Here is a 24,433-nt window from a genome sequence, read left to right on the forward strand (position 1 = left end):
AACACTAACACAAAAAAATTATAACATTCGATTAACCTGAAAACCTATACAATTTTTATCATTTTTTAATGTTACTATAAAACAATCACTTAACTGTTGTTTTTACTAAATACTGCACCATCTAAACAAAAGCTTCGTTAGTGTGTATTTATACGTTATTCTTAAGGACACGAATTTTCACCCTTTTTGTACAACACTATTATGATAAAAAGAATAATTATTGCTTTATTGTTGATTAGCTCTCTTATTATGGCTTCAGGAGCCACTTGGGTTTACAGTCAAATAGATAGTGCCTTACCTATTTTGGACGGTAAAAAAACGGTTTTTGGATTAGCAAACAGCGCAACCATTGAACGTGACCAACAAGGCATAGCCACAATAAAAGCTGAAAGTCGTTTAGATGTTGCCGTTGCAACAGGGTTTGTGCATGCCCAAGAACGATTTTTTCAAATGGATTTACTCAGACGTAATTCCGCAGGTGAGCTATCAAGCTTATTTGGCTCAGCCGCACTTAAATATGATACATCAATAAGAGTTCATCGTTTTCGAGAAAGAGCCTTAGAGATAGTAAAAAGCTTACCTGCTGAGCAAAAAGCATTATTAAAATCTTATACTCGTGGCGTTAACCAAGGTTTAAAATACATTAGCTCACAACCTTTTGAATATCTGCTATTACAACAAGAGCCAGCACAATGGAGTGAAGAAGACTCTATATTAGTAGTCTTTAGCATGTACCTAGATTTACAATACCGAGATGGACAACGTGAACGCTCTTTAGGGTTAATGAAAGCAACCCTATCTAACGATGTTTACGACTTTTTAAATCCTAAGGGTAGTATTTGGGACGCCGCGATCGATAATAGTCAATTCTCCCCCTCTTCTTTGCCCAAAAAAGCCTGGCCATCAGCTTCGGCAGCAATGGTTGAAAACAGAGCATCTGCAAGTAAATTAACCGCTAACAATAACACTTCACAATATCTAGCCAAACAATTTCCAGGTTCAAATAACTGGGCGATATCAGGTGATATCAGTAGTACGGGGAGCGCCATTATAGCCAATGATATGCACTTAGGTTTAAGCGTGCCAAATACATGGTTTAGAGCAAGCTTTGAATACCCCAACAACGATAAACTGATAAAAGTCACTGGGGCTACACTACCTGGCACGCCAAATATAGTCGTGGGAAGTAATGGCGACATTGCTTGGGGATATACCAATAGTTACGGCGATTACAATGATGTGATAAAAATTGAAACCGTTAATGATGGCTCGCATTATCTTACTGCTGATGGCGCAAAAGCATTCAGCTTTCATAAACAACTGATTGCGATAAAAGATCAACAGCCCGTAGAAGTCACCATTAAAGAAACTATTTGGGGGCCTATCATTGGAGAAAACCATCAAGGGCAATTGTTAGCATATCGCTGGGTTGCTCACGACCTACAAGCGGTAAACTTTACCAGCAAAGAATTAGAGCTAGCAACATCTGTCAAGCAAGCGTTTGACATAGCCTCTCGTAGCGGTATTCCTGCACAAAATATGATGGTAGGCGATAAAGCTGGAAATATTGGCTGGACGATTATGGGGCCACTACCGATAAAATTTGGCGATACTGGCGAAATCCCCACCTTTTGGCATCAAGGAGATAACGGTTGGCGAGGTTATTTAACATCTGCACAATACCCGCGTGTTATTAATCCGGCCAACAATCGATTATGGACAGCAAACTCGCGTGTTGTCGGTGATAAAATGCTACAAAAAATTGGCAATGGCGGCTATGCCCTTGGCGCTCGTGCCAAACAAATACGTGACGATTTACTTGCCCTAACAACATTTGATGAGCAAGCATTACTCGCTATTGGTTTAGATGACAATGCTCTGTTTTTAAAACGCTGGCAAACCTTTTTATTAAAACAAGTACTAACTCCACAAGCATTAGCTAAGCATAAGCAATTTGTTGAAATAAAAACGTTACTTGACAAACAACCTATGGTGCAAGCAAGTTCTGATTCGGTGAGCTACCGCCTCGTTAGAAACTTTCGCGTGAATGTTCGCAACTTAGTTTTTAGTCAATTAAACGACACCCTTAAAAATATTGATAACGCTTTCGAGCCTCGCAGTATTATTCATCAACTTGAAACCCCGTTATGGACACTAATCACTGAGCAGCCTAACAATTTTTTGATGCGCCCATTAAGTAGCTGGCAAGCCATTTTTAACCAAGCACTACAACAAACTTTTGATGATATGACAACGTTAGACTCAGGTGAAAAACAAGCATTAACAGCGGCAACATGGGGTCAACAAAATACCACAGACATTAAACATCCTCTGAGCAAAGCGGTCCCTTTCATTGGTCACTGGCTAGATATGCCTGCTAATACGTTATCGGGTGACAGTTTTATGCCGAAAGTACAAGGCAAGGCTTTTGGTGCATCACAACGCATGGTAGTATCGCCAGGCCACGAACAACGAGGAATTTTTCACATGCCTACTAGCCAAGCCGGACACCCCTGGAGCCCATATTATGGAGCAGGCCACAAAGACTGGGAGCAAGGGAAAGCGTCGCCATTCTTACCCGGAGAAACCGTCTATAAGCTAACGTTGCTGAGTTATTAATGAACTGTTATTAATGAATAGGTATTAATGCACAGTGAGTAATAACCGGCTTCTATTATTAAAGCTATCTCTACAAAAATCACTACTATAATCACAACCATAAGGAACAAAAATGACAACGTTAATTTGGTGCTTATTTATCGCCACACTACTCCCGATTATAGCGAAAGGGCCTGTAGCTTATGCCATGAGTAAACTAGGAGGCTACAACAATAATCATCCTCGAGAGCAACAAAGCAAACTTACTGGTTTTGGCGCTCGCGCATTAGCGGCTCATCAAAATGCATTTGAATCTTTAATAATTTTTGCCCCAGCCGTGTTACTTGCCATTGCAACCCAACATACCGGTGAAAACATCACCTTGTTAGCCATAGTGCATATTTGTGCGCGAATAGCCTATAACATTTTTTACTTAATCAATAGTGACAAGCTACGCAGCATTGTTTGGTTTGTTGCCACGCTCTCTAGCTTTGGCATTATTTGGCAGTGTATCGCGTAAAGCTACTTGACTAAAAAAAATGGTATAAAGAAACTATTGACAGTATTTAGTTAAGGCCGCTAGAGTAAGGACTCTAGTGATATATTGCATTCATTATCAAAAGCCTCCTGCCCGAGGTTTTTTTATTGATCACAAACAGAAAATTATAGGAATCTACAGTGAGCGAAAAATTAGACTTAAATGAAATACGCAAAGAAATAACCAGCTTGGATAAAGAGTTATTAACATTATTTGCTAAACGTAGGGCGCTCACTCTAAATGTAGCAAAAAGTAAAGTACAGCAGATTCGCCCTATTCGTGATCAACAACGCGAGCAAGAGTTATTAATTCGATTAATAAAACAAGGTAAAGCGCTCGGATTAGATGCTCACTATGTCACGAGTGTATTCCAAACAATTATTGAAGACTCTGTTTTAAATCAGCAAGCTTACTTGCAAAGTTTAGCCAATCCAAATATTCAAACACCTACGGTTAGCGTTGCTTTTTTAGGTGACAAAGGCTCTTATAGCTATTTAGCAAGTCACCGCTACTTCTCAAGACGTGCTGAAAAAATTGTTGAATCTGGCTGCCAAAACTTCAGTGATATATTGCAACAGGTTGAATCAGGTCAAGTAGATTATGGTATGTTGCCTATTGAAAATACAAGCTCAGGCAGCATCAATCAGGTTTATGATCTACTACAGCATACAAATTTATCTATTGTTGGCGAAATCACTCAACCTATTGAACACTGTTTATTAACGGCTGTTGATACCAGTTTAGCCAAAATAAAAACGATATATGCTCACGGTCAACCTTTTGCTCAATGCAGTAATTTTTTAGACAAACAGAAAAACATTCGCATTGAATATTGCGATAGCACTGCTGATGCAATGGTAAAAGTATCTGAGTCGCGAGATGAGACCATAGCCGTTATTGGTAGTGAAGAAGGCGGGCAATTATATCAGCTGCAAGCGCTAGAGAAATCTATTGCCAACCAAAATGAAAACCACTCTCGCTTTATTCTTGTTGCAAGAAAAGCAGTGGATGTCGCCGAACAAATTCCAGCTAAAACAGCAATTATTTTAGCCACGGGTCAAAAAGCGGGAGCCTTAGTAGAGTGCTTATTAGTACTAAAAGAGAAAGGTATAAACATGTGCAAACTTGAATCTCGTCCTATTCAAGGTCGCCCATGGGAAGAAATGTTTTATATTGATGTTGAGGCCAATTTGAAAAGTTTTGCTTTGCAAGAAGCAATTAATGAAATAACAAAGCATACTAACTTTATCAAAGTGTTAGGCTGCTATCCTATTGAGCATATTAATCCAACCAGTGTGCCTAGCACCGAAATAGACTAGCACGGTTATAAATAGCTGCTTTGCCAATAAAAAAGGGGAACGTCGCCAAGCGATTTCCCCTCCCCCCTTTATACCTTCAGCCGTTGCTCTTTAGCAATTTCATTAGCAATAGCTTGCGGTGATCCCGTATTTCGACACAACCAATAATACGCACTGGGCACAATAAATAAAGTAAAAATACTGGCCAAAGACACACCAGCGAAAATAACCACACCAATCACCATACGACTTTCAGCGCCGGGACCTGAGGCCAGCACCAATGGAATAGCACTCGTTACCGTGGTAAACGTCGTCATGACAATGGGTCGTAAACGCTGCTCTGCACCGCCGAGTAACGCCTGTTCAAAAGCAATCCCTTTATCCCGAAGTTGGTTGGCAAACTCAACAATTAAAATACCATTTTTAGCGGCTAAGCCTATTAACATGACAATGCCAATTTGGCTATAAATGTTCAAACTCATCCCCATCAATTGAAGCCCTGCAAGTGCTCCCACTAATGCCAAGGGTACGGTAAATAAAATAACCCAAGGGTGGATAAAACTCTCAAACTGTGCTGATAACACTAAAAAGGTAATCAATAATGCCAAAGCAAAAATAAGTATAATTGCATTGCCAGACTCTTTTAATAATAACGACTGGCCTTTGTAGTCAACTTGCGCTTCTTCAGGCAACTGATTGTCAGCAATACCTTTTAAAAAGTCTAAAGCATCACCTAAAGCATATCCGTCGGCTAAACTCGCGGTAATGGTAATACTACGTAAACGATTGTAACGATTTAACCGTGACGAAGTTGCATTTTCTGTGATGTTTATTAGGTTTGATAATGGGATTAACTCATTAGTGCTACGCGAGCGCACATAAATGTTATCGATATCTGACGGGCTATGATATTGAGTTTCATCACCTTCAACTACCACATCGTATTCTTCTCCTCTTTCAACAAAGGTTGTTACCCGGCGCTGCCCTAACATTGTCTCTAAGGTTTTGGCAATATCACCAACAGGCACACCTAAATCATAAGCACGGTCACGATCAATTTTTATCATCAGTTGTGGATAGGTTTCTTTATAATCGCTATTAATTGATGACAAGTTTGGGTTTTTCTGTGCTTCTTTAATTAAAATATCCCGCCATTTTGCTAATTCACTGTATGTATTACCCTGAAGCACAAAAGCCACGGGTGAATGACTGCCGCCACCACCAATACCTCGACGCATCATTGCAAAGGCTCTCACATCAGTAACACTTTGTAATTCTTTGTTTATTTTCCCTATAAACTCAAAGGTATTAAAAGCTCGCTCTCCCCAGTCAGGCATACCAACAATTGCAATTCCGCCAGTACCGCCAAAACCGGGCACCCGCACAATCACGCGATCTAGTTCATCACGCTGTTGATAAGCTAATAATTTATCTTCAATTTGCTGCATGTTTTCAACATTGTTTTCGTAACTTGCTCCCTCAGCACTTTGCATTATTATAAATAGATTACCTCGATCTTCTTTTGGCGTATATTCAGAAGGCAGCTGTATAAACAGTAGATATACTGCGACTAAAGATAGCAAGAGTACACTCATCAATAACCAAGGTTGATGAATTGTATGTCGTAATGCACGCCCGTATGCTGCTTCAAACTTGGCAAACCCTTTATCGAGTAATTGACCTATTGAAGAGCTGCGCTCTCTATGTTTAAGCATTTTAGAGCACATCATCGGCGTTAATGATAATGCCGTCACACTGGAGAACACCACGGCAGCTGCAATAGCAATGGCAAATTCAGTAAACAAACGACCAACATTCCCAGATAAAAACACCAAAGGTACAAAAACCGCTACCAACACTAAGGTTGTTGCGACAACCGCAAAAGCCACTTCCCTTCCACCTTCATAAGCTGCCATTAAAGGGGTTTGCCCATTTTCAATACGACGATAAATATTTTCAAGTACCACAATAGAATCATCTACGACTAAACCAATAGCTAATACTAAGGCTAATAAGGTTAATAGATTAATAGAAAAGCCAAACCAAGATAAGGTCATCATTGAACCAATTAGCGCAACAGGTACTGTCACTGCCGGAATCAAGGTCGCGCGAACATTGCCTAAAAAGAGAAAAATCACCAACACTACCATCAGCATAGCAATCACTAAGGTGTTGTATACTTCATCTATCGACCCCTGGATAAAAACAGATGAGTCATAACTGTTGGTTATAGTTGTACCTACAGGCAAGCCATTACGTACAGCAATCATTTCTTTGCGCGCTGATTTAACCACCTCTAAGGTGTTGGCTTTCGACTGTTTTATAATACCTAAGCCAACCATATTATTGCCATTACCGCGAAACATATTTTCATCATCTTGGGCGGCTATTTTTACTTCGGCAATATCACCTAAACGTACTAATGATTGATCTTTATCGCGGGCAATCACCATATCCGAAAAATCTTTAACGGTTAAATAACTTCGCTCTACACGAATAGAAAAATCGCGATCGACTGATTCCACTTCTCCGGCAGGTAACTCAACATTTTCATTACGCAACGTTGTTTCTATATCTTGTACGGTAATACCACGAGCAGCCATTGAAACCCGATTCAATACTATTTTCATCGCGTAAGTGCGACCACCACCAACACGCACACGTGCCACGCCATCAACCACAGCAAAACGATCAACAATATAGCGATTAGCATAATCTGTTAACGCCAACGTACTCATAGTGTCACTTTGTAGTACAAACCATACAATGACACTTTCATCATCATTAGCTTTATAAACCTCTGGAGGATCGGCTTGTTCAGGCAGATTATTAAGTGCTCGCGATACCCTATCGCGCACATCATTGGTGGCAGAATCAATGTCACGGTCTAATGAAAACTCGATCGATATTGATGAACGTCCTACACGGGAGTTTGACGTAATAGTTTTCACACCTTCTATGCCACTAATTCTATCCTCTAATACTTGAGTTATTTTGGTTTCAACTATCGCAGCTGATGCGCCGGGATAAGAGGTATTAATACTAACCACAGGCGGATCAATATCAGGATATTCACGTAAAGGTAACAATAAAAACGCCACAATACCAAAAGTGATAATAAGCAAATTAAGCACAGTAGCAAACACGGGCCTTTTGACGGAAAGATCAGATAAAATCATTTACCTTCTCCTGAAGCAGTGCTTGTTTGTTCAGAGGCTGGTTGTTCAGGCTCATTGACTAGGCTGACCACTGCACCATCACGCAATTTTAACGTGCCTTTTGTAACGACTTGTTGACCCAGTTTAATCCCACTAATAACTTCTACAAGACCTGCTTGGCGGCGACCAATGGTAACATTTTTACGCTTTGCTAGTTTTTGCCCTGACTCCCCTTGCTCCACCACAAAGACAAAATGCTCTTCTTCTATAGGAATAATCGCGCTTTCAGGAATTTGCATGAGTGTTTGTTGTTGTCTTACTAACGTCAGGTTTAACAGCATACCCGGGCGTAACTTTAGCGCCTTGTTTTCAATGTTTGCTCTGACATTTATACTACGGGTAGAGGGATTGATACGACTATCTATCGCACTAATGCGACCGGTGAACTGCTTATTTTTATATGCACTGCTTCGGGCAGTAATCGTTTGCCCAACTTCAATGGTGGTTAGAAAGCGCTCAGGTAAAGTAAAATTAACTTTAATAACAGATAAATCATCTAAACTGGTAATAATACTGCCTGCATCGATATAAGCGCCTAAACTAATATCTCTAAACCCTAATACACCAGAAAATGGCGCTTTAATGGTTAAATCATCCAGTTTAGTGCGGGCACTTTGTAACTGTGCTGCTATGGCCTTTGTTTTCGCTTCTTGTTGGTCAACCAAGGATTTAGAGGTAGCATTACTGGTTAATAATTCTTGAAAACGCTTAAATTGCGCCATTGACTCAGATAAATTAGCATTTAACTCACTTACTTTGGCTAATGCTTGTTGGTTATTCAATTTAACTAACACATCACCTTTATTCACAACTTGACCGTCATTAAATAATATCTGCTCAACAAAATCTGAGTGCTTACTGGTGATTAACACCTGTTCATTAGCACGTGCTGTACCGATAGCCTCAAGACTATCAGTAAACTCTGCTAATGTAACTGTGGTAGTTTGTACTGAAATGATACGCTGAAAGGCTTTCTCTTTAACTTCAGCTTTTGGCCAAAGTATGTTGGCAATAATGCCAAGCAGAACCAATAGAATAATGAATAAGGGTAATCGTTTGGTGATATAGTTATCATTTAGCATTACTGAAAAGCCTCAAAGGTTAATCGAAAAGAAAGCGGCTTTATTATAACCTAAAATATCTAACATAGCGTTTACCTAATCCGCAATTTACCTTAAAATATCAGGCATTAACCGCATGTAGAGACATTATTTTGAATAAACTCGCTGTTTTAGCTTTTGCCTTACTTTTGTTTTTTAGCACCATGCTTTGGTACTTAGCTAATGGCTCACTCAATGAATATTTATCGAGCCAAGTACAATTACAGGGTCACTATTACAGCGGTCAACAAACAGAGTTAACCTCAGCAGAATATGCATCTAATACTGGGGTAGCTCAATTTAAACAACTAAAATTAGCTAATTTACAAGATCATCACAGCAAATATGTCTTAATTATTGATAATGCATTCGTTGAAGTCTTACCTGAACAATCCTCATTGGTCACTCAAATAAATCAAGTCTCCATTGATAACCTGACCATAAACATCGAGCGAAAATCGGGCAATGAATCAAATGTTGAGCAACTTATTAAGACTATTAGTTTAAAGCTTGCTCATGATTATCCTAAACACTATCCTGCTATCAGTGCTAAGATTTATGCAGCAAACAATCCAAGTCTCAATGCTGATGAATATGCGAAAAAACACCCTCAAACAATGCCTGTTATTAAAGATAACAAACCCAAGAAGACACGAGGAAAGCCTCAACAAAAAATAGCAATTAGTGCTATTACCATTAAAACAGTAACATTAAATACCATTAAACTTGATGGTATTGATACAGTACAACTGCATGATATTAAGATATCCATACCAAACCTTAATGAAGGCTATGTAAGTAATCAACTCGGTGGTGAACTTTTGCTTACTTTTTTAAGCTTGGCAGGCTAATAGTGTATATTTGCAACTTAAACACTTGAATTATAAGTCAAGCAGAGTAAGCTTGTACTACATAAAATACAACTAATTCAGATACTAAAAATAAAGGAACATGCAATTATGCCCTCATTGAATTTTTTTGCTAGCTCAAGGATAGTGTTAGGTTTACTCAGCTGTTCATTCATGTTTTCAACAAACCTGCAAGCCGTTGAGTTTGAAGTTGCCCCTATGGTGGGTTATACGTTCAGCCCTGATCTAACCAATGGTAAGGTAACTCAACTTTTATCAACCACAAACGAACCTAATTTTGCTCTAGCATTAAACTGGCACGACACGGAGTCAGGGCAAGGACAAGTTTTAATCAACTATATTTCTCGGGACTTCACCGATGATATCGACCAATCAACGCATTCATTTGAAACAGTTTACACCCACTTTAGCGGCATTGCCTTCTTTCCAGAAAAATACTATCTAACCACCTTTGGTTTTGGTTTAGGAGCTACCTACTTTAACAGTGACTTTGATGATGATTTATACCCATCATTAACCGTCTCGTTAGGGACCCGTTATACCTTATCAGACACCTTAACGTTGATAACAGAAGTACGAGGTTATGCAACATTTGTTAATGATAATGACACTTTATTTTGTCAAGATGATAACTGTTATGCTCATTTTAATTCGGGTATTTGGTTTGATAGTCAACTGTCAATCGGTGTTGCCTATAAGTTTTAATTAATTGCTTTTAAGTATATGTTTTTAAACTTATGTTTTTAAACTTTGATAATAGATTTGGATGGGGTAAAAAGTAAAGCAGGCCAAATGCTGACCTTAGTTAAATCTTTAAACACCTTTAAGCAGGCATGGTATTGGCTAATGTTTTTTTAGTTCATTAGCCTTTAACAACATGGTTTTACTTTCCGCCAAAAACTCATCAGCATACTCACCAAACCAATCAGACACCTGCGAAAACATCGTCACAAAGGCTTGTTTATCGCCTGTTTCCACATCCTCTAACAGCTCTAAAAATCGATAAGCAAAACGTTTCATCATACTAATATTGTCAGGATTTGAAAAAATGATATCGCTATATAAAATAGGGTCTTGTGCAAATAAGCGGCCCACCATAATGAGCTCTAACCGGTAAATAGGTGAACTCATGTTAACCAAGTTTTCAATATCAGCACCCTCAGCCATCAAATGATAACCATAAGCAATGGTAGAAAAATGTCGCATCACCTGCACCATAGACATGGCTTGATCATGCTCATGAGCACTAACAGAATACGTTTTAGCGCCCCACACCTGAAATTGCTTTAACAGCCATTGATATTGTGATTTATCACGACCATCACAGACAATAATCGTTTGCTTAATTAACCCGGTAACATCAGGACCAAACATCGGATGCAACCCTACTACAGGACCTTGATGCACTTTCATCATTTCATATAAAGGAGATTCTTTTATACTGGTAAAGTCGGCTAAAATACAGTCATCAGGCAAGTTATTTAAATGATGAATGACCATAGAGGTTAAACGAATTGGCACAGCAACAATGACCAGGTTAGCATCAGCAAGAATAACCTCACTATTTGGCCAGTCATCTTGCTCAATTACACTTACTTGGTAGCTTGAACGCTTAAAAAGATCAACAAAAACGCGTCCCAGTTGACCTTTGCCGCCAACAACCACTACCTTTTTACAATCAGGGTTAATGCATTGATAGCCACTAGCATCCTGACTCACATAAGAGTCTCTCATTAAGCGGCGAAGAATATCTTCAATTAAATCGCCCTTTAGTCCTGAATTTTCAGCTTGTTTCCGGCGCTTACTGATCAGAGCTGCTTCTCGTTCAGGATCAAAAATAGGCATTCCTTCAGCGCTTTTCAACTCGCCTACCTTAGTAGTAACTGCCAAGCGTTTTGTGAGTAACTCCACCAACTGACTATCGATACCATCAATTTCGTCACGTAACGCTTTAAGGTTGTTGTCAAAATTACTCATACTTTCTCTTATAGTCTATGGGTAAGCCATGAAAAATGTGTTGTTCATTTTTGCATAGATTACTTAAATACGCTGTTTTAATGCCTTATTGAGCATATCGTCTGCTTCAGCCAACAGTGTTTTAGTCGCTTCTAAATCAATACAAGCATCGGTTACCGAGACACCATATGCCATATCCTCAAGCGCCAACTCACTACTTTGATTACCCGCTTTAATGTTACTTTCTAACATAATACCGATAATAGATTTGTTGCCTTCAAGAATTTGATTAAAAACATTGGTTGCCACTAGAGGTTGGCGTCGGTAATCTTTATTAGAGTTACCATGACTGCAGTCAACTACAATTCCTGGCTCTAAACCATGCTTAGCTAACACTTGTTCACACTCACTAATATTAACACTGTCATAATTAGGTTGCTTACCGCCACGTAAAATAACATGACCGTCAGGATTGCCTGATGTTTTAATCAAAGAAACTTGGCCTTGACGGTTAATCCCCATAAAGCGATGCGATGATGCTGCAGATTGTAATGCATTAATGGCGACATCTAAACTACCATTAGTACCGTTTTTAAAACCAATAGGCATCGACAAGCCACTTGCCATTTCTCTATGAGTTTGTGACTCGGTAGTGCGCGCTCCAATTGCCGACCAGCTAAATAGCTCCGCTAAGTATTGTGGGCTGATTGGATCAAGCGCCTCAGTTGCAAGCGGTAAGCCTAACTCGGTTAAGTAGATTAATAATTCACGTGCTTTTCTTAGCCCCGTTTCAACATCAAACGAACCATCCATGTGAGGATCATTGATTAATCCTTTCCAGCCCACGGTAGTACGAGGCTTTTCAAAATAAACCCGCATCACTATGTATAGCGAGTCTTGGTATTGATCGTGTAGTTTCTTTAATTCTCGGGCATATTCTTTTGCTGCTTCAACATCATGAACCGAACAAGGACCACTGACCACCAATAAACGAGGATCGCGCTTATGAATAATATCAGCAATAATTTTGCGCGCAGATTTAACATAAGCACGACCTGGGTCTTTTAACGGCAACTCTGCTCTTAATTGCTGCGGCGTGATTAATACATGTTCTTCATTTACATGAATATCATTTAAGGTACTTTTATGGGCTGTATTTTCAGCAGTTAAGGTAGTCATCATCTTTTCCTAATGGTTAATTATGTATAACACAAACGTAAAGTGCGCAGAATAAAACAAGGTTTGCAGAAGATATTGAAAAGTTCAAATTGTACATTTAAAGGGGTACAGCTTAACCAAAAATAAAAACACAAAATTGTAAACATTTAATTACGCGATTTGTAAGGTTATTTTTACACATTATTTCACCTGAGTACACCTCTTTTTTAAGAAAAAGCTAGCTAATATTTCACTGTCATATAACTGTCACAAATTAGTCATGTAACTGTCATACAAAATTTTTACACTGCTCTCAGTTAATTTTTACCCCCTTTAACAAACTTAACAATTTAAGTAACAAAGTGAGAGATTTTATGAACACTTATTCAATGAGAACAGCAATGAAAAAAACAATAATTAACCTATCACTAGGTACAGTTGCCATTATAAGTAGCTTTGCAAGTGCTCAAGGTGGCAGCCGAGATACGATAACAGCGGTTGGCTCTTCAACTGTGTATCCTTTTTCAACTGTAGTTGCCGAACGTTTTGGCAAAAGTACTGAATTTAACACGCCAAAAATTGAATCAACGGGGACTGGTGGCGGCATGAAATTATTCTGTGCTAGCAACGCTATTGACACACCTGACCTTTCAAATGCGTCTCGTCGCATGAAACAAAGTGAATTTGACATGTGTGCTAAAAATGGTGTGACTAGTATCACTGAAGTACTTGTTGGATATGACGGTATTGTTATTGCAAACGCAAATTCCAGCAGCGTGATGAAAGTGACCCGCAAAGAACTATTTTTAGCGTTAGCTAAAGAAGTACCAGCAAAAGATGGTAGTGAGAAACTAGTCGTTAACCCATATAAGTTATGGAGCGAGATCAACCCTGCCCTACCAGCAAATAAGATTGAAGTATTAGGCCCACCACCTACCTCTGGTACTCGTGATGCCTTTGCCGAGTTAGTGCTAGAAGGCGGTTGTAAAAAGTATGCTTGGATTAAAGCCATTAAAAAACAAAACAAAGCTAAGTACAAAGAAATTTGTCATAGCGTGCGAGAAGACCACGCCTACATTGAAGCAGGTGAAAACGACAACTTAATTGTTCAAAAATTAATGGCTAACCCTAAAGCCTTTGGTATTTTTGGTTTTAGTTTTTTAGACCAAAACAGCGACACACTTCAAGGCTCTATCATTGACGGTCAAGGTCCTAGCTTTGATGCAATTGCAGACGGTTCATACCCTGTATCTCGTCCATTATATTTCTACGTGAAAAACGCTCACGTTGGTAAAGTACCCGGCATTTTAGAGTTTTTAACTGAATACACAAGTGAAGCTGCTATGGGTGAAGAAGGTTACTTAACTGATAAAGGGTTAATTCCATTAGGTGAAGAAAAGCTAGCATCAGTACGTAAAAATGTTTTGTCACTGACACCGTTAGCATTAAATAAATAAGGTAGTACAAACTAAGGTCTGTTGATCTTTACTGATAGGCGAGAATTTTTATTCTCGCCTTTATTTTTCAGAAAACTTGGTCTTAAAATATGAATTCCCCCTTACTGTTTGCAGTTTTACTTATTCTTACCTTAATGAGTTATTGGTTTGGCATAAAACGTTCATTAAACGTTGTTGGTGGTCCTGCACATAAAAAAGAACTTGCCTGCTTACCTGAGCAATTTGGCTTGTTGACCGCTATGGTTTGTGGTTTACCTGCTTTAATTACACTACTTATTTTTAATAGTGCGGAACAGCTTGTAATTGAACAGTTGCTCACGAGTACGCTACCCGAAAATATCAAATCACTTTCATCAATTGATTTAGGGTTATATCTCAATAATATTCGCTCATTAGCCACTACAGAAACACCCGATGCTTTAATCAATAGTATTAGTAATAGCAATGATTCTATCGTACAAGTTCAGCATCAAGCAGCATTAACATTACAAGCCCTCTATCAACAATCAACTTGGCTAAAAACTGCTTTGGTACTTATTGTCGCCGTTGTTAGTGTCACTCTTTTAGTTAAACAATTCAGCATAACGTTTAAAGCTCGTCAAAAAGCGGAAGCGATCGTTAGCGCACTCTTAGTTGCTTCATCTGCCATCGCAATTTTAACAACACTGGGTATTGTTGTTTCGGTATTATTTGAGTCTATCCAATTTTTTAAAAGTGTTGCGCCAAGTGACTTTATGTTTGGCACGCAATGGAGCCCTCAAACAGCGATGCGCGTAGATCAAGTGGCGGGTTCTGGATCGTTTGGTGCTGTGCCATTATTTGCCGGTACCATGCTAATCACTTTCATAGCCATGTTACTTGCGGTGCCTGTTGGTTTAATGATTGCTATTTATTTGTCCCAATATGCAAGCGCAAAACTACGTAGTTTTGCAAAGCCTATGCTCGAAGTGCTCGCAGGTATTCCAACGGTTGTTTACGGTTTTTTTGCCGCGTTAACCGTTGCCCCAGTAATTAGAAATATGGGGGAACATTTTGGTTTAAGTGTTGCTTCTGAAAGTGCTTTAGCTGCTGGTTTGGTTATGGGGACTATGATTATCCCATTTGTTTCATCATTATCTGAGGATGCTATTAGCGCAGTGCCAAAAGCACTAAAAGAAGCGTCATTAGGGATGGGCGCAACCCACAGTGAAACAGTAGTAAAGGTTTTATTGCCCGCCGCACTTCCCGGAATTGTTGGCGCTATTCTACTGGCAATATCTCGAGCGATTGGTGAAACCATGATAGTAGTGATGGCCGCAGGCATGGCAGCAAATTTAACCGCTAATCCATTAGACTCTGTGACAACTGTAACGGTACAAATAGTAACCTTACTCACCGGCGATCAAGAGTTTGATAGCCCAAAAACCTTAGCTGCTTTTGCTTTAGGTTTAATGTTATTTATCACCACACTCGGCTTAAATATTTTAGCCCTAAAAGTCGTTCGAAAATATCGAGAGCAATATGAATAATCTAAAAGAAACCGCTTCTGTGAGTAATAGCCTGCCTTCAACAACACAGAAGGTGAAGCTAAGCCTTAAAAAACGTCACCAAAAAGAAAAGCGCTTCAAAAGTATAGGACTGTTTGCGGTACTTTTTGGTTTTATGTTGGTTGTAATATTAATTAGTGATATTACTTCAAAAGCACTACCTGCATTCCATCAACATTGGATTAAACTTGATGTAGAGTATAACAGTGGCGGATTAAACATCGACCAAGCATCACCTCAGCATTTACAAAAGGCAAATTATAGAGCTGTTTTAAAGCAATCTATTTATCAAATGGTCGCAAGTAAGTCAGGTAAAAAGCTCTCTCGAAAAGATAAACGGCAATTGTTTAAGTTGTTTTCAACAAATGCTGAGTTCACAATTCAAGACTTTTTAATTGCTTCTCCTAAATATTTCAACAAGAAAACAAGTGTTTGGGTAAGGCTTGATGATGATGTTGACAGTTACTTAAAACAAGATTTCGCCTTAGGTGAAGCTGGACTACGTATCAATGAAACACAAGCGCAATGGTTAGCACAATGGACAAGTGAACACCGCATTGAAAGCCGCTTTAATGTTAGTTTTTTTACTGCCAGTGACTCACGTGAGCCTGAGCTTGCCGGCATTAAAGGTGCATTAATGGGCACCTTATTAACCATGATGGTAACCTTACTTTTATCCTTTCCTTTAGGTGTTGCAGGGGCGCTTTATTTAGAAGAGTTTGCTCCTAAAAACCGCATTACTGACTTAATTGAAATAAACATCAATAATTTAGCCGCGGTGCCTTCAATTGTATTTGGCTTACTTGGGTTGGCTGTCATCATCAACTTGTTTGGTTTGCCACGCTCTGCACCATTGGTAGGGGGAATTGTACTCACTTTGATGACATTACCAACAATAATTATTGCCAGTCGTGCTGCTATTAAAGCCGTTCCTCCTTCAATAAGAGAGGCGGCATTAGGGTTAGGTGCGTCAAAAATGCAAGTGACTTTTTCACATGTGTTGCCACAAGCAATGCCGGGGATTATTACTGGCGCTATTATCGGTATTGCCCAAGCACTCGGTGAAACAGCGCCGTTATTAATGATAGGTATGGTTGCTTTTATTGTTGATGTACCTTCGAGTATTGTTGATTCTGCTACGGTATTACCAATTCAAATATTTTTATGGGCTGACAGCCCTGAACGCGCTTTTTTAGCAAAAACTTCTGCGGCCATTTTAGTATTACTTACCTTGTTGTTAGTAATTAATGTAACTGCAACTGTGTTACGCAGTAAATTTGAGAATAAATAACATGAATAATATAGATTTAATTGTAAACGAAACAACAGCGGTAAAACTCGACCAATTAGAGTTTGCTGATACAGTTGGCAATATTTATGCGGATGATGCCAAAATGACCATTCGTGGTGCTAATGTGTTTTATGGTGAAAAACAAGCTATTCATAATGTCAGTTTAGATTTAGCTAAAAACCAAGTAACGGCGCTTATTGGGCCGTCAGGCTGTGGTAAATCAACCTTTTTACGTTGCTTAAACCGTATGAATGACACTATCGATACTTGTCGTATCACCGGAGAATTAATGCTAGATAATGAAAATATCTACGCAAAAGCACTTGACCCTGTACTGCTACGAGCGCGTGTAGGCATGGTTTTTCAAAAGCCCAACCCTTTCCCTAAATCAATTTACGATAATGTTGCCTATGGTGCTCGTATACATGGGCTAACCAACAACAAAGCTGAGTTAGACGAAATAGTTGAAACAAGCCTTCAAAAAGCTGGGTTATTTAATGAAGTAAAAGACCGGTTGAAAGATCCAGGTACTGGACTATCGGGTGGCCAGCAACAACGTTTATGTATTGCAAGAACCATCGCCGTTAGCCCAGAAGTTATCTTAATGGATGAGCCAGCTTCAGCACTTGATCCCATAGCTACCGCTATAATTGAGGAGTTAATAGATGAACTGAAGAATAAGTATACCATTGCTATTGTAACTCACTCAATGCAACAAGCCGCGCGAGTTTCACAGCATACGGCATATTTTCACATGGGTAAATTAGTTGAAATGGGCAAAACCGAAGATATCTTTACTCGCCCAAGTCACAAATTGACTGAAAACTATATTACCGGCCGTTTCGGTTAACAGGAGAATAACATGACCATTACCAAAAATACTGATAACCCATCTGGCTTCACACAAAAGCTACATTTAGATAAACATATTTCAAAACGCTTTAATGAAGAATTAGAGCAAGTAAGAACGTTAGTCATGAATATGGGTAAGCTGGTTGAGCAACAAGTTAATGACGGTCTTACATCCGTACTAACAGCAGACGCTAAACTCGCAGAAAAAGTGATTGAGCGCGATCAAAAAGTGAACGCCATGGAGTTGGAAATTGACGAATATTGCACCCACATTTTAGCACGCAGACAACCAGCTGCTAGCGATCTGCGCTTATTAGTGAGTGTGATCAAAAGTATTACTGACCTTGAGCGCATGGGTGACGAAGCCGTAAAGTTTGGCCGAAATGCCATCAAACTTGCCCGAGGTAATTTTGCCGAAGAAGAAGGTGCTCGACCGCTAGTCGAGCTCAAGCATTTAGGTAAACATGTCAGCGAGTCTGTGCACAAAGCACTTACTGCTTATGCACAAATGGATGTTGAGGCAGCATTAGAAATCATTAAAAATGATGATATCGTCGATGAAGAGTTTGACAACATTTCACGCCTGTTAGTGACCAAAATGATGGAAAACCCTCGTGAAATAAAAAATGCGCTACGTGTTACTTGGTGTGCCCGAGCGCTAGAGCGTATAGGCGATCACACGACTAATTTATGTGAATATATTGTTTATTTAGTGGAAGGTAAAGACGTGCGCCATGGTAATATGAATCAAATAAACCTAAATAATAAGTCAAAATAAGCCCAACAATTTAATCATCTTGCTGTGCTTACAACCTAAGGGCGATGTAATCAACTTTGGGTACAAGTGAAAAAGCATCACTTGTACCCATTTATTAACGTGCCAATAGCTTTTGTGGATTACTCAAAGTCGAAACATAACCTGACAGATTAAATCTAGGCTTTACAATTTATAAAACTACAACTTATCGACTACATTTAGGATTTCATTTATTGCTTGGCTATAGGTATCTGAATGTTTGCCATTTTTTACTATATATAAAGAAACATTGTCGCCGTAAGTCCAATGCTGTTGTAATTGTTGTAATGGTGTTTGTAAATCCTTATCACCTTGAAAGACGCTAATCGGTGTTTCTTTTAGTGCAAGCATCGGCTCATTGAGCTGATAGTTTTTCGGTAATAATAAGGTTATTGGCAAGATGCTCAGCGGTTTCAAATACCACCTTGAATTAAGGTAGCTATCAATGGCAATCGATAGTGATGGGGCGACACTATCTAAAATAATTCCTGACACCTTGTTGTCATTTACTGCGTACATAGCAACCATTGCCCCCAACGAACGTCCATAAACAATGGTACGTTCAGATGAACAAGTATTTAAGATGTTGCTCATAGCATCACCAATGAGCATTAATAATGCTGCCATAGTTTTAACTTGACCTAACGCACCATCTTGTCCTGGGTATGAGAAAGAAAACACCTTAAAGTTATGCTTTTGGAAAGCGTTAATAATAGATTTTTCATATTTTTTTATTCCACCATGACGCCCAGGAAAAAAGAGCAAACATTGTCTGTTTGATTGACCATACTCACGAACCAGTAATTGATTATTCGAACCATCATAAAATTTAAATTGATGTAATTCTTCAGTTTGAGCAGTTAAAACGATTTTAGGGAAGAGATAACGCGGTAGCTGGGTAGATAATAAATATGCGCCTAGAGAAAAATAGCCAGCGACGACGAGAGCGATCACAATCATGATGCGATTCATTTATTGTCCACTGATAAATAAACTGATACATAGGCCAAACTCATGCCTATTATTTGACAGTTTGATATTTGAGGGTTGTAATTCCCCAAAATGCATGACTTTTTGCATCTAACTGCCAACCTTTCTTAATGAGGGATTTTCGTATATAACGGTTCATAAAGCCATGTCCAAAAAGCACTAAATTCTCATGCTTTTCTGCTAAAGCTATCAGCCTTTCTGTCGCTAACTCAGCTCTTTTTTTAGCTTGTTTAAATGACTCGAACGAACCTTTAAAACCTAGCAGCCAAAGAAATCGTGATAGATAAACCCAATTCCAAGCTTTTAATTTTAGTGGAATTTTATATCTAGGCACTTCCATTTCTCGGTAAATTTTATCAATTTCTTCAACTTTTTTGTCCATGTAAATATATGCTGAATGACGTGCTCGCTTTAAATCACTTGCAACAACATAAAAAGATCTATATTGCTCATTTATATTTACCGGCCTGCTACTGCTATCAACAGCGGATAGGTTGTATTGCCTGATCCATTTTGTATACTCGCCAGCATTAACAACTAGGTTGTTGGCTGATGCTGGTTTTCCGTGGCGTATTAATACTATTTCCATTCTTCGCTACCCTGCTAATTGCTTTTTCCTGTATCACTGGTATCGATACTGATTTTATACCCGATATTATTGCGATACGTTAGCATGAAAGCTTTTTTACTTGGATCATTGTACTGCACATGACTAGCTATGATTTGATACCCCCACGGCTTACAATTTACGGCTTCGATAAACCAATGATTGTTTAGTAGTTCAGTGACCGTTTTCTGACCATTAATTTTAAGCTCGTGAACAATATGCTCAACCCCGCGAGTTTCAAGTACCAAGTGATAATCAAGGTATTTACAGTCAAATTTACTTGAAGTTGCCAAAGTATTTAGCGATATAAAAGCAAGCAATATAAAGCAAAATCTCACATGAGTTCCTTAAAAATCAACTTGGTGTTACTATAAAGCAGCCACTTGCTTTACTCAAGAGTCACTAAAGGAGAAGCATGTACAAGGCAAAAGTAATGTTTTATTTTTTTATGATTTTAGGTCTAAGTAAAAAGCCAATAAACCTACCAAAAAGACTTTGATACATTGCTTCTATCTCATTTTTACTGATACTTCCGCCAAATATAAGCATCTCAAGTTTTTCTCCTGGTTCTTTCACAATATAACCTGATGAGTTAAATCCGTTTTTTTCATAGAAAGCTTTACGTTTAAGCCTTTGTTGGTAATTTTTTTCGCGCTTATCAAGCAGTTCAATATTCAACACAATTCTTTTGCCTAAGTATACCACTTTCATTAAATCCAATACGTTACTGCCATATCCAGCTGAGCGACAAGCTTCAGCTATAGCGAAAAAGTGTGTCAAAACAATATCGTTATACTCAGTAGTATAAATTAGCCCAATCCAAGTATCATCGGCATAAAGGACGTTAAAACCTGCCTTCCCATGTCTCAATTTAAACCTAAGAAACCACGTTGGAAGTCGTTTGGCAGTGGTAAACGCATTTTTGTATAAATCGATAACCTTCGAGAAGTTATCTTCATTTTGATTGAGCGGTCGTAGGTTAATACGCAAATGTTATCCCTATAGCCTAATGAACAGGCGAAATAATGAGTTAGGCTTCATAAACATTCATTGATAGTCGCTAAGCCCAAATCAATATGAGCGACAATATAACCATACTCTTTTTTGGACAGTAAATCGTTTTCAAATTGTTGCTTGGCAAGTTGATGTGTCCATTTATTATTACACGATGGCAGTGGAATTGCGGTATCAATTTTTAATAGCTGTGCATCTTCAACTGCAAAACCTTTTTTTACCGCACTTTTAGCGCATAAACTCAATGCGTATTCTACTGCGTATTTGTCAACGCTTGGCATACCAATAAACTCTACATCGCAGGCAAGTTTTCGAGTTCCTTGTTGATCAAGGTAGTACAGTTGACCTGTGGTGCATGCGGTCATTAGCAAAGAAAACAGGATGATTAATAATTTATTCAAGTCTGGTTGTCCTTGGTTCAGTTAAAGCTATGTTAAAGCTAAGTTACAGCTAAATTCAGTCATGTCATGATAAAATATCCATTCAACCATGTTATTAACTTCTAAACTCAATTGGTAAGCTAGCGAATCAGCAAATATTGAACTTTTTAAAACAAGCCAAACAATAGCAATAAGCTCAACAGCCGAGCAAGTCGTCATTAACTTAGGTCGAGGGCGTAAGGTTTTAATAATTCCATCGGCACGATTTCTAATGCTCTGATATGAGTTCTTTGTAGATAAACTCTAGGTGCTCTATCATTTGCTAACGCTTCCATCCACCTTGTTGCACACAAGCACCAAGTATCACCGGCTTTAATCCCTTTAAAACCAACTTCAGGAACCGGTGTTGATAGATCATTCCCTGCAAAGCGAGAATATTCTAAAAATTGACTTGATGCTTCAATACAAACAGTATGTGACCCGGTATCTTGTTCACAAGTGTTACACTTTCCATCACGGTAAAACCCTGTGACCGGATTTGCACCGCATATTTCTAACGCTTCTCCAAATACATTAACTGACTCTGCCATTTCCATTTATCGTTCCTCAAAAATCACTGTAAATTATCACTAATATCCTATCTAATACCATATATAAACCCTAACCCATTAAAGGTGCAAGTATCAATTGATACCATTAAGTGATTATATTATGTTGATTGCATAAAGCAAAAAAGCGCCTTTCGGCGCTTTAATCAATTGATTCTGTCAAAGTGAATTAACCACCATGAACAATACGTTTATCAATTAAGTCTTCAACCACACTAGGATCTGCCAGTGTTGAGGTATCACCTAAACTGTCAACATCATTTTCGGCAATTTTACGTAAAATACGACGCATAATTTTACCTGAACGTGTTTTCGGTAATCCTGGAGCCCATTGTATATAATCAGGCTTAGCAAAACGACCTAACTCTTTGGCAACAAATTCTTTTAACTCTTTGTTAAGGTCGTCTGATTCTTCAGCACTTGCCATCAAGGTTACGTAACAGTAAACCCCCTGCCCCTTGATTTCATGCGGATAACCAACCACTGCAGCTTCAGCAACCGCAGGGTGCAGTACTAAGGCACTTTCAATTTCAGCCGTACCTAAACGGTGACCTGATACGTTTAATACATCATCTACGCGACCTGTGATCCAATAAAAACCATCTTCATCGCGCTTAGCACCATCACCGGTAAAATAGTTACCTGGATATTGGCTTAAATAGGTTTGATAGAAACGGTTATGATCGCCATACACGGTACGTAATTGTCCCGGCCAACTCGCCGTCATCACCAATAGCCCTTGGTTTTCACCTTCTAAGGTATTGCCATCTTTATCGAATAGCTCTGGTTGAACACCAAAGAATGGTTTACCCGCACAACCTGGTTTCATATCAACGGCGCCCGGTAACGAGGTAATCATAATGCCACCTGTCTCAGTTTGCCACCAAGTATCTACTATTGGGCAGTTACTCTTACCTACCACTTCATAATACCAATTCCATGCTTCTGGATTAATAGGCTCACCCACTGATCCTAACAAACGCAGTGAAGAAAGATCTGATTTTTCAACTAATTCATTGCCTAAACTCATTAACGCGCGAATGGCTGTAGGTGCCGTGTAAAAAACATTAACGTTATGTTTTTCACATACTTGCCAAAAGCGTCCAGCATCTGGATAGGTTGGTACACCTTCAAATACTAAGGTAGTTGCACCATTAGCTAACGGACCGTAGAAAATATAAGTATGACCCGTAATCCAGCCAGCATCAGCAGTACACCAATAAATTTCATCTTCTCGGTAGTCAAATACATATTTATGGGTCATTGCTGCATAGACAATATAACCACCACAGGTATGAACTACACCTTTAGGGGTACCAGTTGAACCCGAGGTATAGAGAATAAATAACGGATCTTCAGCATCCATAACTTCAGGCTCACAGGTTGCTGGTAAGTTGGCAACTGCATCGGCATAATTAATGTCTATTTTTTCGTTCCAAGCAACATCACCACCGGTACGAGTAACCACAATCACTGAATGTACTGCTGGGCAATCGGCAATGGCAGCGTCAACGTTAGCTTTAAGCGGTATATGCTTGCCACCACGTACTGACTCATCAGCAGTAATAATAACTTGGCACTCAGCATCAAGTACCCGTGCCTTTATTGACTCTGTCGAAAAACCACCAAACACTACTGAGTGAATGGCACCAATACGGGCACAAGCTAGCATTGCATAACCTACTTCAGGGATCATAGGCATATAAATACAAACACGATCGCCTTTTTTCACGCCACGTTCTTTTAATAAATTAGCAAAGCGACATACATGATCATGTAATTCTTGATAGGTTACTTTTAAATCATCTGAAGGATCATCACCTTCAAAAATAATCGCTGTATCATTGGCTTTAGTGGCTAAATGACGATCTATACAGTTATAACTAACGTTTAATTTAGCACCTGAAAACCAATTGATTTCAGAGTTTTTTAAATCGACTTTACTCACACTATCCCAAGGTTGGTACCAATCAATAAACTCTTTAGCTTGCTCACCCCAAAAAACATCTGGTTGCTCAATAGATTGTTTATACATAGCATCATAAGCAGCACTATCAATATGGGTATGCGCCTTTGCTTTTTCTGATACGGGATAACAAGGTTTTAATTCATTCATGTGATATTCCTTCGGGGCTTTGCCCCCAATGTAATAATTTTTAACTAAAATTGATTAACTT

Annotated in this window: 21 protein-coding genes; 10 read left to right on the forward strand and 11 right to left on the reverse strand. The window is 38.9% G+C overall.

The window, feature by feature from the left end; genetic code table 11:
• Positions 1-201 precede the first annotated feature (201 nt).
• The 3 genes from ABXG98_RS14845 to pheA all read left to right on the forward strand — a co-directional run bounded on the left by ABXG98_RS14845 (position 202) and on the right by pheA (position 4,455).
• Positions 202-2,619 (forward strand): penicillin acylase family protein, encoded by a 2,418-nt coding sequence (locus ABXG98_RS14845; RefSeq protein WP_353539473.1) that lies wholly within the window; start codon positions 202-204, stop codon positions 2,617-2,619.
• Positions 2,620-2,731: 112 nt separating this feature from the next.
• On the forward strand, positions 2,732-3,118 hold the full coding sequence (locus ABXG98_RS14850) for an MAPEG family protein (RefSeq protein ID WP_353539474.1): 387 nt from the start codon (positions 2,732-2,734) through the stop codon (positions 3,116-3,118).
• 158 nt (positions 3,119-3,276) lie between these two features.
• On the forward strand, positions 3,277-4,455 hold the full coding sequence (gene pheA, locus ABXG98_RS14855) for a prephenate dehydratase (RefSeq protein ID WP_353539475.1): 1,179 nt from the start codon (positions 3,277-3,279) through the stop codon (positions 4,453-4,455).
• A 68-nt stretch (positions 4,456-4,523) separates the two neighbouring features.
• Here pheA and ABXG98_RS14860 read toward each other — a convergent pair whose 3' ends face one another.
• The gene (locus ABXG98_RS14860; RefSeq protein ID WP_353539476.1) at positions 4,524-7,613 is read right to left on the reverse strand and encodes an efflux RND transporter permease subunit; all 3,090 of its coding nucleotides are present in this window, start codon (positions 7,611-7,613) and stop codon (positions 4,524-4,526) included.
• On the reverse strand, positions 7,610-8,734 hold the full coding sequence (locus ABXG98_RS14865; protein WP_353539477.1) for an efflux RND transporter periplasmic adaptor subunit: 1,125 nt from the start codon (positions 8,732-8,734) through the stop codon (positions 7,610-7,612). Before ABXG98_RS14865 ends, ABXG98_RS14860 begins: the two co-directional genes overlap by 4 nt.
• 131 nt (positions 8,735-8,865) lie before the next feature.
• Between ABXG98_RS14865 and ABXG98_RS14870 the strand changes: the two genes are divergently transcribed.
• Positions 8,866-9,603, forward strand: a complete 738-nt coding sequence (locus ABXG98_RS14870) for a hypothetical protein (RefSeq protein ID WP_353539478.1) — start codon at positions 8,866-8,868, stop codon at positions 9,601-9,603.
• A gap of 171 nt (positions 9,604-9,774) precedes the next feature.
• The gene (locus ABXG98_RS14875) at positions 9,775-10,326 is read left to right on the forward strand and encodes a hypothetical protein (protein ID WP_353539479.1); all 552 of its coding nucleotides are present in this window, start codon (positions 9,775-9,777) and stop codon (positions 10,324-10,326) included.
• Positions 10,327-10,464: 138 nt separating this feature from the next.
• Here the strand turns inward: ABXG98_RS14875 and tyrA are convergent, their stop codons facing one another.
• Together tyrA and ABXG98_RS14885 are read right to left on the reverse strand one after the other, a co-directional pair.
• Positions 10,465-11,598 carry a bifunctional chorismate mutase/prephenate dehydrogenase gene (gene tyrA, locus ABXG98_RS14880; protein ID WP_353539480.1) on the reverse strand — a complete coding sequence of 378 codons (1,134 nt, stop codon included), beginning with the start codon at positions 11,596-11,598 and terminating at the stop codon, positions 10,465-10,467.
• A gap of 63 nt (positions 11,599-11,661) precedes the next feature.
• Entirely contained in the window at positions 11,662-12,756 is a 1,095-nt protein-coding gene (locus ABXG98_RS14885; RefSeq protein ID WP_353539481.1) for a 3-deoxy-7-phosphoheptulonate synthase, read from the reverse strand.
• Positions 12,757-13,136: 380 nt separating this feature from the next.
• Here ABXG98_RS14885 and ABXG98_RS14890 point away from each other — a divergent pair, with 380 nt between their 5' ends.
• The 5 genes from ABXG98_RS14890 (at position 13,137) to phoU (ending at position 18,639) form a co-directional block, all read left to right on the forward strand.
• A complete protein-coding gene (locus ABXG98_RS14890; protein WP_353539482.1) occupies positions 13,137-14,192 on the forward strand; it encodes a substrate-binding domain-containing protein in 1,056 nt (351 codons plus the stop codon).
• Positions 14,193-14,281: 89 nt separating this feature from the next.
• A complete protein-coding gene (gene pstC, locus ABXG98_RS14895; RefSeq protein WP_353539483.1) occupies positions 14,282-15,700 on the forward strand; it encodes a phosphate ABC transporter permease subunit PstC in 1,419 nt (472 codons plus the stop codon).
• Entirely contained in the window at positions 15,693-17,009 is a 1,317-nt protein-coding gene (gene pstA, locus ABXG98_RS14900; RefSeq protein WP_353539484.1) for a phosphate ABC transporter permease PstA, read from the forward strand. The genes pstC and pstA overlap by 8 nt, the downstream gene beginning before the upstream one ends.
• Positions 17,010-17,112: 103 nt before the next feature.
• Positions 17,113-17,859: a phosphate ABC transporter ATP-binding protein PstB gene (pstB, locus tag ABXG98_RS14905; protein WP_502901566.1), complete on the forward strand. Its 747-nt coding sequence runs from the start codon at positions 17,113-17,115 to the stop codon at positions 17,857-17,859.
• A 12-nt stretch (positions 17,860-17,871) separates the two neighbouring features.
• Positions 17,872-18,639 carry a phosphate signaling complex protein PhoU gene (phoU, locus tag ABXG98_RS14910; RefSeq protein WP_353539485.1) on the forward strand — a complete coding sequence of 256 codons (768 nt, stop codon included), beginning with the start codon at positions 17,872-17,874 and terminating at the stop codon, positions 18,637-18,639.
• A 177-nt stretch (positions 18,640-18,816) separates the two neighbouring features.
• Here the strand turns inward: phoU and ABXG98_RS14915 are convergent, their stop codons facing one another.
• The 7 genes from ABXG98_RS14915 to acs form a co-directional block, all read right to left on the reverse strand.
• Positions 18,817-19,629: an alpha/beta hydrolase gene (locus ABXG98_RS14915; RefSeq protein ID WP_353539486.1), complete on the reverse strand. Its 813-nt coding sequence runs from the start codon at positions 19,627-19,629 to the stop codon at positions 18,817-18,819.
• Positions 19,630-19,678: 49 nt separating this feature from the next.
• Complete coding sequence (locus tag ABXG98_RS14920; RefSeq protein ID WP_353539487.1) at positions 19,679-20,236, reverse strand: histidine phosphatase family protein; 558 nt, start codon at positions 20,234-20,236, stop codon at positions 19,679-19,681.
• 14 nt (positions 20,237-20,250) lie between these two features.
• Positions 20,251-20,592, reverse strand: coding sequence for a hypothetical protein (locus tag ABXG98_RS14925; RefSeq protein WP_353539488.1), 342 nt, complete (start codon positions 20,590-20,592; stop codon positions 20,251-20,253).
• 100 nt (positions 20,593-20,692) lie between these two features.
• Positions 20,693-21,244 carry a GNAT family N-acetyltransferase gene (locus tag ABXG98_RS14930; RefSeq protein WP_353539489.1) on the reverse strand — a complete coding sequence of 184 codons (552 nt, stop codon included), beginning with the start codon at positions 21,242-21,244 and terminating at the stop codon, positions 20,693-20,695.
• A 47-nt stretch (positions 21,245-21,291) separates the two neighbouring features.
• A complete protein-coding gene (locus tag ABXG98_RS14935; protein WP_353539490.1) occupies positions 21,292-21,669 on the reverse strand; it encodes a hypothetical protein in 378 nt (125 codons plus the stop codon).
• Positions 21,670-21,866: 197 nt separating this feature from the next.
• The gene (locus tag ABXG98_RS14940; protein WP_353539491.1) at positions 21,867-22,244 is read right to left on the reverse strand and encodes a DUF2237 family protein; all 378 of its coding nucleotides are present in this window, start codon (positions 22,242-22,244) and stop codon (positions 21,867-21,869) included.
• A gap of 181 nt (positions 22,245-22,425) precedes the next feature.
• Positions 22,426-24,372, reverse strand: a complete 1,947-nt coding sequence (acs, locus tag ABXG98_RS14945; protein WP_353539492.1) for an acetate--CoA ligase — start codon at positions 24,370-24,372, stop codon at positions 22,426-22,428.
• Positions 24,373-24,433 lie beyond the last annotated feature (61 nt).

Origin of the sequence: Colwellia sp. KU-HH00111 (genome assembly GCF_040362745.1) — a bacterium.
Classification (GTDB): Bacteria; Pseudomonadota; Gammaproteobacteria; order Enterobacterales; family Alteromonadaceae; genus Colwellia.